We start from the raw sequence: 12,574 nt of genomic DNA on the forward strand, positions 1-12,574 counted from the left end.
CCGTAGCCAAAATCGGTTAGAATGGCGGGCTTGGACGCGCCGACGGCGCGCCCGCGACCGCCTGCAACAAGCCGTCCAGCTGCGGATCATTTTTCCCCGTTCCGCCTGAGCATCTATGTCCCCGAGTACACATCCGTTCCGCACCCTGGCCCTGTTCTGCCGCGTCGTCGACAACTTCGGCGACATCGGCATCTGCTGGCGTTTCGCCCGCCAGTTGTGGCGCGAGCACGGCATCGCCGTCACCCTGTGGGTCGACGACCTGGCCAGCTTCCGCCGCATCTGCCCCGCGGTGGCGCCGGACGCCGAGACGCAGCAGGTCGAGGGCGTGACGGTGCGCCACTGGCGCGACCAGGAGGGCGTGTTCGCGCCAGGGGACGTGGCCGACATCGTCATCGAGTTCTTCGCCGTCGACATCCCGCCCGGCTACATCGCCGCGATGGCGCAGTGCCAGCCGCGCCCGGTGTGGTTCAACCTGGAGGGGCTGAGCGCCGAGGAGTGGGTCGAGGGCTGCCACACGCTGCCCTCGTCGCACCCGCGCCTGCCGTTGACCAAGCACTTCTTCTTCCCCGGCTTCACCGACAAGACCGGCGGCCTGCTGCGCGAGGCCGATCTGCTCGAGCGGCGGCGCCGGTTCCAGGCCGATCCGGCGGCGATGGCGGCCTTCCTGGCGCCGTTCGGCGTGACGGCGGCGGAGATGGCGTCGACCAAGGTGTCGCTGTTCTGCTATCCGCACGCGCCGGTGGCGGCCCTGTTCGAGGCTTGGCAGCAGGGCGGCGAGGCGGTCACCTGCCTGGTGCCCGAGGGCGTGGCCAGCGAGACGGTGCGCGGCTTTCTCGGCGCGGCGCCGAACGCCGGCGCGGCGCGCACCGTCGGTTCGCTCAGCGTGCGCGTGCTGCCCTTTGTCGCCCAGCCGGACTACGACAAGCTGTTGTGGGCCTGCGACCTGAACCTGGTGCGCGGCGAGGACTCGTTCGTGCGCGCGCAGTGGGCCGGCCGGCCCTTCGTCTGGCATATTTATCCGCAGGACGAGAACCTGCATCATGTAAAATTGCGCGCATTCCTGGGCCGCTACGCCGGCGGCATCGACAGCCTGGCGCGCTTTTCGCTGTGCTGGAACGGCGCCGAGGCCGCGCCGCAGCAGGACGGCTGGGCCGCCCTGTGGGCCGCCTTGCGCGCCGACCTGCCGCAAATGGCCGGCCAGGCCGAGGCCTGGCAGCAAAAAATGACGGCAAACGATGATATGACCGGCAATTTGCTGAAGTTTGCCTGTTCGCTGAGGTCGGCGGCAGGCTAAAAAGAAGGTATAATATTCGGTTAATTTCTACCGTATTTTTACTCGATCAAACGTGAGCCGAGGGCGCCAAGTCCGAAGGCGGCAGATGATTTTTATGCAACCCACTTTTTACGTACACTCTTTATGAAACCTGCAAAAGAAATTCGTGTTGGCAACATCATTATGGTTGATAGCAAGCCTATGATCGTGTTGCGTTCTGATGTCAACGGTTCGAGCCGCACGGGCTTCACTTACAAATGGAAGATGAAGAATCTTCTGACCAACAGCCCGCTGGAAAACGTGTTCCGCGGCGACGACAAGTTCGACGTCGTCGTGCTGGATAAGAAGCCAGTGACCTACTCGTACTTCGCCGATCCACTGTTCGTCTTCATGGATGCCGAATACGAACAGTACGAAATCGAAGAAGAGAACCTGGGCGATGCACTGCATTACCTGAAGGACGGCATGGAATGCGAAGCGGTGTTCTACGACGGCAAGGCCATCTCGGTCGAGCTGCCAACCACCATCGCGCGCCAGATCGTCTACTCGGAGCCTGCGGTCAAGGGCAACACTTCGGGCAACGTCCTGAAGGAAGCCAAGATCGAAAACGCGATCGAAGCCCATCGCCACATCGTTCAAGTGCCGCTGTTCGTCAGCCAGGACGACGTCATCGAGATCGACACCCGCACCAACGAGTACAAGCGCGTCGTGCGCAACTAAGCACCCCGTCGCAACCGCCACGTCCCGCCCAGCGCGGGACGCGGGCGACAGAAGCACGCCAGGCTTTGCCGGCGTGCTTTTTTTACGCCTGCCGATTCGCCCGGCCGCCGCGCACCAGACCAATGTTTCTTTTGCTATACGTGATCTTAAAGAATGTTCTATTCTTAGTAGCAATTTTGTTGTTTGGAAACCTTCTTGCTGGTAAGCTATTCGCACGCAATTGCGGATACTTGATACAAGCACTCACGAGGATGGCATGGATCGCAGGGATTTCGTTCGGATTGGGCTGAACGCCGGGACCACGGCGGGGGCCAATCGCGCGCAAGGGGCGGCGGCGACGCTGCCCAAGCTGCCGCCTAAACTGGGCGCCAGCCCGATCCTCGACGCCGGTGTGCAGGAACAGCAGGAATTGATGCAGGCCGGTAAATTGACCTCGCACTGGCTGACCTCGCAATACCTGGCCCGCATCAAGACCATCGCCGGCGGCGCCCGCCACGGCGGCATCATCGACATCAATCCCGAGGCGCTGAAGATCGCGCTGGAGATGGACCGCGAGCGCGCCCTCAAGCGCCTGCGCGGCCCGCTGCACGGCATTCCCGTCCTACTCAAAGACAATATCGCCACCGCCGACCGCATGGCCACGGCCGACGGCACGCGCGCCACGCACGATGCCCACGTGGCGGCGCAGCTGCGCGCGGCCGGCGCCGTCATCATCGGCAAGACCAATCCGGGCGAGCGGGGCGGCGCGCCGGCCGAGGACCTGTTCAACGGCCTGGGCGGGCAGGGCGCCAACGTCTACCCGCGCGAGCGCTACGCCGGCGGCGCCGGCGCGGCCATCGCCGCCGGCCTGGCGACGCTGGCGGTGGGCACGGAAAACGACGGCGTCTGCGTGGCGCCGGCCTCGTTCTGCGGCCTGGTCGGCATCAAGCCGACGCTGGGGCTGGTCAGCCGCAGCGGCATCGTGGCGCACACCCTGCGCCTGGACACGCCCGGCCCGCTGGCGCGCAGCGTGGCCGACGCGGCGCTGATGCTGGCGGTGATGGCCGGCGTCGACGCCGCCGACCCGGCCACCCGGGCCAGCGCCGGCCGGCTGGTCGACTACAGCGCCGCGCTGGACAAGGCCGGCCTGGCCGGCCGCCGCATCGGCGTGGCGCGCGATTTTTTCGGCCGCAGCGAGGAGCTCGACCTGGTCATCGGCGACGCCCTGCAGGCCTTGCTGCAGCAGGGCGCGCAGCTGCTCGACGTGCATCTGGGCGGCGCCCAGCGGCAGGACGAGCCGGCGCTCCGCGACATCGACGAGTTGATGCGCGAGCACCGCCTCGACGCGCTGGTGGCGCCGTCGTGCGCGCCGGCCGCGCTGGCCGACTACCCGCACATCACGGTGCCGGCCGGGCAGGCCTGCGGCCGGCCGGTCGGCCTGTCCTTCGTCGGCGCGGCCTACAGCGAGGCGGCGCTGATCCAGATGGCCTACGCCTTCGAGCAGGCCACGCTGCATTGGCGCGCGCCGAAGTATCCGGCCAGCGTGCTGCTCAATATGCGCTGAGGTGCTTGTAGAAGAAGGTGGTGCCGCACGGCTCGCCGTCGGGCATCAGCGCGAACTGCGGCACTTCGCCGACGCGCTGCCAGCCGGCGCGTTCATATAGCCGTTCGGCGTCGCCGCCGCTCACCGTGTCGAGCACCAGCACCGACTTGCCCGCGTCGCGCGCCGCCGCGTCGATTCCCTCCATCAGGCGCTGGGCGACGCCGTTGCGGCGCGCCCGGCGGTGCACCAGCATCTTGGCGATGTCGGCGCGGTGCGGCTGGTTGTCGGGCTGGGCGGTGATCATCTGCACGGTGCCGACGATGCGGCCTGTGTCGTCCTCGGCGGCCAGCAGCACGCGCTCGCCGCGCGCCACGCCGCCGGCCACGTCGCGCCAGAAGGCCACCGCCTTGGCGCGCGCCAGCGGCAGCATGAAGCTGACCGAGGCGCCGCCCTCGACACAATCGATCAACACATCGGCGAGCGCTTCGATGTTGGCGGCGGCCGCTTCGGCGTCGAGGCGCCGGATGGTGATGCTCATGCTGGTCTCCTGTTTGGGTTGAAGGGTTGCGGCGCCAGCGCGACCAGATAGCGCGCCGCCGTGCTGCCGGGGTTGTGGTAGACGATGGGCTGGTCCAGGCGCATGGCCAGGCAGTCGCCGCTCTCCAGGCGCCATTGTTGTTCGCCGGCGCTCATCTCCATCACGCCGGCGATGATCCAGACCTGCTGGTAGATGTCGACCTCGCGCGCCAGGCCGTCGTAGGCGACGCGCTGGCCGGCGGGGAACTCGACCTCGACCAGCTGCAACGGCGAGCGCGCCGCCGGCGACAGGTTGCGGCGGCGGTAGCCGGAGGCCGGGTCGGTCCATTCGGCTTGCTCGGCGCGGCGCGACACGGGCGACGGTTCGCCGGCCGGCGGCTGGGCAGGCTCGAACAGCGAGGCCAGGGCGACGCCCAGGCCGGCGGCGAGCTTGTTGAGCAGGGCGGCGGTGGGGCTGCTTTCGCCCCGTTCGATCAGCGAGATGTTGGAGCGGCTGACGCCGCTGAGCTTGGCCAGCGCCTCCAGCGACAGGTTCTGCGCGTCGCGCAGTTCGCGCACGCGCTGGGCGATGATGGTGTTGATGTCCATGGCGTCCATTAATGTGGAATTTGTTGTCTAGTATATTGGAATTTGTGAGGTGGTCAAGTGGCTACTGGGCATGCTCCGCAATCTGGCGAGACTCGGCGTACCCGCCGGAAAAATTGAGGGTCAGACCCTAGGGTCTGACCCTGGGTTCTTGCCGGTGGGTGGTTTTGCAGCCGCTGGCGCCTTGGCTTCAATGCATGCGGCTCAATCGGCGCGGTGGCGCCAGTCGTTCAGGTAGTGCTGCGGGGTGTGGCCGAGGATGCGGCGGAACATGGCGGTGAAGGCGCTCGGGCTGGCGTAGCCCAGCGCGGCGGCGATGCGCGCCACGCTCTCGCCGCGCGCCAGGCGGCAGAAGGCGTCGGCCAGGTGTACCTGCTGCACCCATTGGCGGAAGTGTAGTCCGGTCTCGCTGGGGAACAGGCGCATCAGCGTGCGGCCGCTGGCGCCGGCGCCGGCGGCCAGCTCGTCGATGCGGTGGCGCCGGCCAGGCTCGCGCACGATGGCGTCGCAGACGGCCAGCAGACGGCGGTCGCGCGGCCAGGGGATGGCGATCGGCACCGTCTGGGCCGCCTTCAACGCGTGCAGGATCAGCGCGGCCAAGTGCTCGCCGGGGCCGGGGATGGGGTACTCGATCGGTTCGGCCACCAGCGCCAAAATCAGCTCGCGCAGCAGCGCGCTGACCTCGATCACCTTGCAGCCGGGGCCGAAGGCGGCCGCCGCGCCGGCCTCGATGTAGAGCGTGCGCATGCGCACCGTGCTTTGCATGCTCAACTCGTGCACCACGCCGGGCGCGATCAGCAGGGCGCGGCGCGGCGGCAGCATCCACACGCCGAACTCGGTGCTGACCCGCATCACGCCGTCGATGGCGTACAGCAGCTGCGCCCGTTCGTGGCTGTGCGGCGGGATGTGGCTGCCGTACTCCTGGTCCTTGTGCATGGCGGTGATGACGCGCGGGACGCGCTGGTAGTCGCGCGCGTCGCGGCTGCGCGGCGCGGCGGCGTGGGCGGAGTTGCTGGCGTTGGCTGCGGCGGCGATGGTCGGCATGGCGGAGGTGGGCCAGTAATGGCAGTTGGGCGACGATTGTTGGAACTTGCGTTTGGCACGGCCATATTACACTGGACCGGGCGGCGAAGTCGACGCTGCGCCGCGCGCCCCTTTCCTCACCAATCGCCAAGTTATGACCACCTCCAGTTCCGCACTCTCCCGTTCCCAGCCCGGCGCCGACTCCCCGCCGCCGGCCATCCACGCGCCCGGCGGCGCCGTCATGCGCATCCTCGGCGCGGTCGCCTTCGTCCACCTGCTGAACGATCTGGTGCAGGCGATGCTGCCGTCGATCTACCCGATGCTGAAGGCGCAGTTCGGTCTGAGCTTCACCCAGGTCGGCCTGATCACGCTGACCTTCCAGTGCACCGCCTCGCTGCTGCAACCGTGGATCGGCCTGTACACCGACCGCCGTCCCTTGCCCTTCCTGCTGCCGTTGGGGATGTGCTTTACGCTGGCCGGCGTGTTGATGTTGGCGCTGGTGGACAGCTTCGCCACGCTGCTGGTGGCGTCGGCGCTGATCGGCGTCGGCTCGTCGACCTTCCACCCGGAGGCCTCGCGCGTGGCGCGGCTTGCCTCGGGCGGGCGCTACGGCTTCGCCCAGTCGCTGTTCCAGGTCGGCGGCAATGTCGGCTCGGCGCTCGGGCCTTTGCTGGCGGCGGCGGTGATCGTCGGCCGGGGGCAGGGCAATATCGCCTGGTTCGCCCTGCTGGCGTTGTTGGCGATCGTGGTGCTGGTCCGCGTCAGCCGCTGGCACAGCGGGCATTTGGCCGGGCCGGTGCGCAAGGCCGTGGCGCACGCCGGTCCGCCGTTGTCGCGCGGCCGCGTGGTCGGCGCGCTGGCGGTGTTGGCGATGCTGGTGTTTTCCAAGTACGTCTACATGTCCAGCCTGAGCAGCTACTACACCTTCTATTTGATCGACCGCTTCGCGCTGTCGGTCGGCTCGGCCCAGCTGTATCTGTTCCTGTTCCTGGCGGCGGTGGCGGCCGGCACCTTCGCCGGCGGGCCGATCGGCGACCGGGTCGGACGCAAGCGCGTGATCTGGATATCGATCCTCGGCGCGGCGCCGTTCACCCTGCTGCTGCCGTATGTGGATTTGTTTTGGACCGGCGTGCTGTCGGTGCTGATCGGCTTCGTGATCTCGTCGGCCTTCTCGGCCATCGTGGTGTTCGCGCAGGAGCTGGTGCCGGGCAAGGTGGGCATGATCGCCGGGATCTTCTTCGGCCTGATGTTCGGCGTGAGCGGCATCGGCGCCGCCGCCATGGGACATATCGCCGACGTGGCCGGCATCGCCTATGTCTACAAGCTGTGCTCCTACCTGCCGCTGCTGGGGGTGTTGACGGTGCTGTTGCCGCACATCGAGCAGCCGGCCAGCGTGGCTGGCCGGGCTTGATGGCGCTAGGTTTTTAGAACCTCCCAACGGCAAAGAGCCAGGGTCAGACCCTAGGGTCTGACCCTCGTTTGTGCCGCTGGGCTTTGTTGGCGAACCGGGGCTGCCGGCTTATGCTTCGATGAAGCGCATTTTGAAGTTGCGGCCCTTGATGGCGCCGAAGTCGCCGCCCAGCGGGTTGTTCTTGGCCAGGCGCTCGAAGGCCTGGTGGGCGACGCGGCGGTCCAGCGCGACGTAGCTCATGAACTCGAACACGTTGATCTTGCCGACTTGTTCCTTGCTCAGGCCGGCGTCGCCGGTCAGGGCGCCGAGCAGGTCGCCCGGACGCAGCTTGTCCTTCTTGCCGCCCATGACCACCAGCGTCATCATCGGCGCCGGCTCGGCGACGGCGTACTCGTCGTCCTCGATCTCGTCGAGCTTGTGCCATTCGACCGGCGCCTTCTGGTATTCCTCGATCAGCTTGACCCACTTCTTCTCGTTGGGCGCGCACAGCGACAGCGCCAGGCCCTTCTCGCCGCCACGGCCGGTGCGGCCGACGCGGTGGATGTGCACCTCGGTGTCCTTGGAGACGTCGACGTTGATCACCGCCTCCAGGTTGCTGATGTCGAGGCCGCGCGCGGCGACGTCGGTGGCCACCAGCACGGAGCAGCTGCGGTTGGAGAACAGCACCAGGATCTCGTCGCGCTCGCGCTGTTCCAGCTCGCCGTACAGGGCCAGCGCGGAGAAGCCCTGGCTGCGCAGCTCGTCGGCCAGTTCGCGGCAGTGCACCTTGGTGTTGCAGAAGGCCAGCGCCGAGACGGGCTTGAAGTGGGCCAGCAGCTTGGCGACGGCGCCGTTGCGCTGGTCGAAGCCGATCTCGTAGAAGCGCTGCTCGATCTGGCTGTTGTCGTGCTGCGCCTGTACCGTCACCTCGAGCGGGTTGACCAGGAAGGAGGCGGTGGCGCGGCGGATGTCGTCCGGGTAGGTGGCCGAGAACAGCAGCGTTTGGCGGCGCGCCGGGCAGGCGCTGACGATGCCGGCGATCTCGTCGTAGAAGCCCATGTCGGTCATGCGGTCGGCCTCGTCGAGCACCAGGGTCTGCACCTTGGACAGGTCGAGGGTGTTGCGGCCGAGGTGGTCGCGCAGGCGGCCGGGCGTGCCGACGACGATGTGGGCGCCGTGCTCGAGCGAGGCGATCTGCGGGCGCATCGGCGAGCCGCCGGTCAGGGTCAGGATCTTGATGTTGCCGGCGCTGCGGGCCAGGCGGCGCAGCTCGTTGGCCACCTGGTCGGCCAGCTCGCGGGTCGGGCACAGCACCAGCGCCTGGGTGGCGAACCAGGCCGGGTTGAGCTTGTGCAGGATGCCGATGCCGAAGGCGGCGGTCTTGCCGCTGCCGGTCTTGGCCTGGGCGATCAGGTCGCGTCCCTCCAGCACCGCCGGCAGGCTCTGTTCCTGGATGGTCGTCATCTTGTGGTAGCCGAGCAGGTCGAGGTTGGCCAGGAAGGCGGGCGTCAGCGGCAGGCTGGAAAAGGAATCTGTAGTCATGGTGGCGGACCGGGTAAGGAGGGGCGGATGGGGCACAGTCTAACAGGCTGGATGCAGCTGCGGCTGCGGGCCTTGGTGCAATGGGTGGGCAGCCGCGCGCGGCGGCTGCGCCGGACGCTAGTTGGGCGCCCAGACCGGCAGCCCGGTCAGGTCCAGCGCGTCGTCGCGGGTCCAGACCGGCAGGCCGGAGTTGTCGGTCGCCTCGAGCAGTTCGAGCTGGACCTGTTTCATGTTGGCGCGTTTGCCGCGCGGGCCGGTGCCGCGCTTGGGCTCCGGCTCGAGCGGCGCCGCCGGGCTAAAGCCGGGCAGGTCGAACGTCGCGTTGTCTTTTTTATCTCTCATTTCTGAACCTCATACCCATTGCCCGCGGCGGCTGGCGCAATGGAGCGTCCCCGGCCGGCGTGGCGACGCCGGGGGACGCTTGAACAAGGCGGCGCGCAAAATGCGCCGCACAAAACAAAAGCCCGGCTGCAGCAGTCGGGCTCAGTAAATTTTTAGTGGACGCAGTGTATCACAAACCGTTTTGGCCGTGGGAGGGGGCGGGCCGGCGCCGGCCGACGGCAGCGGCCGCGCCGGCGCCGCCTGCCGGCGCGCCGACGGCCCCTGCGGCGCCTAGCGGAAGCTCAGCGCGGCGGTCAGGTCGCCCGGCGGCAGCGCGCCGCGTTCGGCGAAGGCGGCGTTGCGCACGGCCAGGCCCTGCAGCAGCGGCAGGTCGTGCAGGCGGGTGATCAGGCGCAGGATCGAGGTGGTGTCGTAGAAGCTGTGGTCGACCTGGCCCTTCTTGGCGAACGGCGAGACGACGATGGCCGGGATGCGCGAACCCGGGCCCCAGCGGTCGCCCTTGGGCGGCGCGACGTGGTCCCACCAGCCGCCGTTTTCGTCGAAGGTGATGACGACGACCATGTCCCGCCATTGCGGCGACTTCTTCAAATGCTCGATGACGTTGGCGATGTGCTGGTCGCCGGACTCGATGTCCGAATAGCCGGCGTGCAGGTTCAGGTTGCCCTGCGGCTTGTAGAAGCTGACCGCCGGCAGCTTGCCGGCCACCGCGTCGGCGAGGAACTTGTTGGAGATCGGGCTGTCGCCCAGGCCGCCGTCGCGCAGGTGCTCGGCGCGCGCGGCGGTGCCGGGGGCGAACTGCTTGAAGTAGTTGAGTGGCTGGTGGTGGAACTGGAAGTTCGGCTTGGCGCCGCCGCCGCGCGCGTCCAGCGCCGCCTGCCAGGCGCCGCCGTACCAGGCCCAGCTGACCTTTTTGGCCGACAGCAGGTCGCCGATGGTGTCGTAGCTTTGCGGCGGCAGTGTGCTCGGGTCGAGCGGGTCGGCCAGGTTGGCGTCGCCGCCGGCCGCCGGGCGCACGTAGCTGGGCTGGTAGGGTGGCGCCATGGTGTTGACGGCGTAGCCGTCGGGCGTGATGGCGCCGTCGTTGACGAAACTCGGCTTGCCGTCCAGCGCGGACGGCGGGCAGTCCGGCGCCAGCGCCAGGCGGGTGCCGGTGGGGCCGTCGGCGAGCACGGCGATTTTTTTCTTGGCCGGCGTTTGCGCGGCGTTGAAGTATTCCGGCGTGCGGCCGCTGACGAGGAACTGGTGGTTTAGGTAGGAGCCGCCGAAGGCCGCCATGAAGAAGTTGTCGCACAGGGTGAACTGCTCGGCGATCTTCCACAGGCCGAGGTTTTTGCTGGTCTCGCCGTAGTAGCCCATGACCATGCCGCCGGTGTTGCCCCAGGCGGCGAAGCCGTCGTTCTTGCCGCCGTTGATCTGCATCTGGTTGTGGTAGAACAGGTGCCACAGATCGCGCGTGATGACCGCCTCCGGCAGCGGCTTGCCCTCGGCGTCGACCAGCTTGAAGGGGGCGTTGGGCAGGCCCTGCACCTGGTCCTCGTTGAGCACGTACTTCTTGCCGCCGATGTCCTGCGGCGTCGGCACGATGCCGCCCCAGACCTTGGGCAGGGTGGGCAGCACGCTGCCGTCGCGGTCCTTTTGCGCGCTGGCGGCGGCCGGCACGGCCGACAGCGGCGCGGCGGTGCCGGGGAAGTTGGCGAACAGGTTGTTGAAGCTGCGGTTCTCCAGGTAGATCACGACGACGTTCTTGACGTGGGCCTTGAGCTTGGCGTCGAGCGAGCCCTTGGCCAGCTTGCGGGCCGGGGCGGCGTCGGCCATCGAGGGCAGGGCGCCGACCAGGCCGGCGGCGCTGGCGGCCTGGAAGATGCGCCGGCGCGAGGGATTGCTGGGTTGGTCGGCAGTCGGGTTCTGCTGGTCGCGGTCTTGGTCCTTCACGCACTTCTCCTCGGGTGGTTGGGCTGGCGGCGGGCGGGTTGGCGGCCGCGCCGGGCAAAGCAGGATTGTGACAGTTTGTCATAAATGAGGAAAGTGAAATGCTGCTGATTCCCCATGTTGTTGAGTTGAGAGCGTCGGCGGACTTTGGTGAACTGGACAGCCTAGCTTGCCTGCCATGGCAAACCCGTACGGCGCTGGCGCTTGAAAAGCACAGAAATTCGGGGTAGTGTTGAAGACCCCATTGCCATCGAGGCGAATGTAATGGCGACTAAGGCCGAAGCTCGCGCAAGGAAAAATGCGGCTGCATTGCGCAAAGTGAACGGCAAGCGGCGGGATGCGGAGTCGGCGCCGTCCTGGCAAGCGGGCTCCGCAGGGCAGGCCACCTTCAAGCCCGTGTTTTCCAAAGCGTTCTTTGATTTTATGGACGAAATGGAGGCTCAAACGCGACAGCGGCGCGAGGCTGCGCTGCGGATTATCCGGGCGCATAAGAAACGCGGCGGCGGCCGGTGATAGAATTTGCGGCCCTACAGTTCGCGCATCGTCGCAGAAGGCCACCCCATGCAAGCTTCGCCGCTCAATTTCGCCCAGCCCGTGCTGGACGCGCAGACCATCCAGGACGTTTCGGCGGTGCTGCAGTCGAACTGGATCGCCACCGGCCCCAAGGTGGCGGCGCTGGAGGCGGCCTTGTCGGCGCGCTTCGGCGGCCGGCCGACGCGGCTGCTGACCTCGGCCACCGGCGCGATGGAGGTGGCGCTGCGGGTCTGCGGCATCGGCCCGGGCGACGAGGTGATCACCAGCGCGCAGAGCTTCTTTTCGACCATGAACATGATCGTCAAGGTCGGCGCGCGGCCGGTGTTCGTCGACTGCGTGCTGCCGTCGCGGGCGATCGACCTGGCGCAGGTGGAGGCGGCCATCACGCCGCGCAGCAAGGCCATCATGCCGACCCACTTCCCGGGCAGCCTGGTGGACATGGACGCGCTGTACGCGCTGGCCCGGCGGCACGGCCTGCGGGTGATCGAGGACGCCGCGCTGGTGCAGGGCTCCTACTGGAACGGGCAGGCGGTTGGGGGCTTCGGCGACATCGCCACCTTCAGCTTCCACCCGAACAAGAACATGACCACCATCGAGGGCGGCGCCATCGTGCTGGCCTCGGAGGACGAGGCGAAGCGGGTCGACATCGAGCGCTTCCACGGCATCGCCCGCCTGCCCGACGGCACGCGCGACGTGGTGGCGGCCTGCGGCAAGTTCAATATGTCGGACGTGTCGGCGGCGATCGGCCTGCGCCAGTTGGCGCAGCTGGACGGCTTTTTGGCGACCCGCGCGGCGCTGGTGGCGCGCTACTTCGAACGCTTCCCGGCCATCGCCGGCGCCATGCTGCCGCCGCGGGGCATGGCGCAGCAGAGCTGGAACATGTTTTGCGTGATGCTGCCGTTCGAGACCATGGCGCTGGACCGCAAGCAGTTCCGCGACGCGCTGCAACAGCGCGGTATCGCCACCGGCATCTCCTACGAGGCGCTGCACACCACCACGCTGGGCCGGGGCCTGGGCTACGCCGAGGGCGACTTCCCCAACGCCGAGCGGGTCGGCCGGCAGACGGTGACGCTGCCGCTGCACGCGGCGATGACGGCGGCCGACGTCGACCGGGTCTGCGCCGCCGTGGCGCAGATCGTCGCCGGCTAGCTGCGGCGCGCCACCCCGCCGGGAGGGC

At 68.0% G+C, this 12,574-nt stretch carries 12 protein-coding genes; 6 read left to right on the plus strand and 6 right to left on the minus strand.

Annotation, left to right across the window (positions count from 1 at the left end; translation table 11 throughout):
* Positions 1 to 115: 115 nt before the first annotated feature.
* From earP to QC826_RS08960, 3 genes are all read left to right on the plus strand, one after another.
* Positions 116 to 1,294, plus strand: a complete 1,179-nt coding sequence (gene earP, locus QC826_RS08950) for an elongation factor P maturation arginine rhamnosyltransferase EarP (protein WP_279765254.1) — start codon at positions 116 to 118, stop codon at positions 1,292 to 1,294.
* 123 nt (positions 1,295 to 1,417) lie between these two features.
* Positions 1,418 to 1,993, plus strand: a complete 576-nt coding sequence (locus QC826_RS08955) for an elongation factor P (protein ID WP_279765255.1) — start codon at positions 1,418 to 1,420, stop codon at positions 1,991 to 1,993.
* Between the two features lie 256 nt (positions 1,994 to 2,249).
* A complete protein-coding gene (locus tag QC826_RS08960; protein WP_279765256.1) occupies positions 2,250 to 3,536 on the plus strand; it encodes an amidase family protein in 1,287 nt (428 codons plus the stop codon).
* Here QC826_RS08960 and QC826_RS08965 read toward each other — a convergent pair.
* The 3 genes from QC826_RS08965 to QC826_RS08975 form a co-directional block, all read right to left on the minus strand.
* On the minus strand, positions 3,523 to 4,053 hold the full coding sequence (locus tag QC826_RS08965) for a GNAT family N-acetyltransferase (protein ID WP_279765257.1): 531 nt from the start codon (positions 4,051 to 4,053) through the stop codon (positions 3,523 to 3,525). The two genes, QC826_RS08960 and QC826_RS08965, sit on opposite strands and share 14 nt — an antisense overlap.
* Entirely contained in the window at positions 4,050 to 4,640 is a 591-nt protein-coding gene (locus QC826_RS08970; protein WP_279765258.1) for a helix-turn-helix domain-containing protein, read from the minus strand. The genes QC826_RS08965 and QC826_RS08970 overlap by 4 nt, the downstream gene beginning before the upstream one ends.
* Positions 4,641 to 4,841: 201 nt before the next feature.
* The gene (locus QC826_RS08975) at positions 4,842 to 5,681 is read right to left on the minus strand and encodes an AraC family transcriptional regulator (protein WP_279765259.1); all 840 of its coding nucleotides are present in this window, start codon (positions 5,679 to 5,681) and stop codon (positions 4,842 to 4,844) included.
* A gap of 220 nt (positions 5,682 to 5,901) precedes the next feature.
* Here QC826_RS08975 and QC826_RS08980 point away from each other — a divergent pair, with 220 nt between their 5' ends.
* A complete protein-coding gene (locus QC826_RS08980; protein ID WP_279766423.1) occupies positions 5,902 to 7,071 on the plus strand; it encodes an MFS transporter in 1,170 nt (389 codons plus the stop codon).
* 108 nt (positions 7,072 to 7,179) lie between these two features.
* On the opposite strand, the gene dbpA is transcribed toward QC826_RS08980, so the two are convergent.
* From dbpA to QC826_RS08995, 3 genes are all read right to left on the minus strand, one after another.
* On the minus strand, positions 7,180 to 8,592 hold the full coding sequence (gene dbpA / locus QC826_RS08985; protein WP_279765261.1) for an ATP-dependent RNA helicase DbpA: 1,413 nt from the start codon (positions 8,590 to 8,592) through the stop codon (positions 7,180 to 7,182).
* Positions 8,593 to 8,709: 117 nt separating this feature from the next.
* Positions 8,710 to 8,934 (minus strand): hypothetical protein, encoded by a 225-nt coding sequence (locus QC826_RS08990; RefSeq protein ID WP_099416440.1) that lies wholly within the window; start codon positions 8,932 to 8,934, stop codon positions 8,710 to 8,712.
* 270 nt (positions 8,935 to 9,204) lie between these two features.
* Positions 9,205 to 10,866: an acid phosphatase gene (locus tag QC826_RS08995; RefSeq protein WP_279765262.1), complete on the minus strand. Its 1,662-nt coding sequence runs from the start codon at positions 10,864 to 10,866 to the stop codon at positions 9,205 to 9,207.
* A 201-nt stretch (positions 10,867 to 11,067) separates the two neighbouring features.
* Between QC826_RS08995 and QC826_RS09000 the strand changes: the two genes are divergently transcribed.
* Positions 11,068 to 11,376, plus strand: coding sequence for a hypothetical protein (locus QC826_RS09000; RefSeq protein WP_279765263.1), 309 nt, complete (start codon positions 11,068 to 11,070; stop codon positions 11,374 to 11,376).
* A gap of 48 nt (positions 11,377 to 11,424) precedes the next feature.
* On the plus strand, positions 11,425 to 12,546 hold the full coding sequence (locus QC826_RS09005) for a DegT/DnrJ/EryC1/StrS family aminotransferase (RefSeq protein ID WP_279765264.1): 1,122 nt from the start codon (positions 11,425 to 11,427) through the stop codon (positions 12,544 to 12,546).
* Positions 12,547 to 12,574 lie beyond the last annotated feature (28 nt).

The organism is Rugamonas sp. DEMB1 (genome assembly GCF_029834475.1).
GTDB classification, from domain to species: domain Bacteria; phylum Pseudomonadota; class Gammaproteobacteria; order Burkholderiales; family Burkholderiaceae_D; genus Rugamonas; species Rugamonas rubra.

Excerpts from the sequence above, each read along its gene's own strand:
- earP (WP_279765254.1), top strand. The coding sequence starts at position 116 with ATGTCCCCGAGTACACATCCGTTCCGCACCCTGGCCCTGTTCTGCCGC.
- dbpA (WP_279765261.1), bottom strand. The coding sequence starts at position 8,592 with ATGACTACAGATTCCTTTTCCAGCCTGCCGCTGACGCCCGCCTTCCTG.
- QC826_RS08960 (WP_279765256.1), top strand. The coding sequence starts at position 2,250 with ATGGATCGCAGGGATTTCGTTCGGATTGGGCTGAACGCCGGGACCACG.
- QC826_RS08975 (WP_279765259.1), bottom strand. The coding sequence starts at position 5,681 with ATGCCGACCATCGCCGCCGCAGCCAACGCCAGCAACTCCGCCCACGCC.
- QC826_RS08955 (WP_279765255.1), top strand. The coding sequence starts at position 1,418 with ATGAAACCTGCAAAAGAAATTCGTGTTGGCAACATCATTATGGTTGAT.
- QC826_RS08980 (WP_279766423.1), top strand. The coding sequence starts at position 5,902 with ATGCGCATCCTCGGCGCGGTCGCCTTCGTCCACCTGCTGAACGATCTG.
- QC826_RS08970 (WP_279765258.1), bottom strand. The coding sequence starts at position 4,640 with ATGGACATCAACACCATCATCGCCCAGCGCGTGCGCGAACTGCGCGAC.
- QC826_RS08990 (WP_099416440.1), bottom strand. The coding sequence starts at position 8,934 with ATGAGAGATAAAAAAGACAACGCGACGTTCGACCTGCCCGGCTTTAGC.
- QC826_RS09005 (WP_279765264.1), top strand. The coding sequence starts at position 11,425 with ATGCAAGCTTCGCCGCTCAATTTCGCCCAGCCCGTGCTGGACGCGCAG.
- QC826_RS08965 (WP_279765257.1), bottom strand. The coding sequence starts at position 4,053 with ATGAGCATCACCATCCGGCGCCTCGACGCCGAAGCGGCCGCCGCCAAC.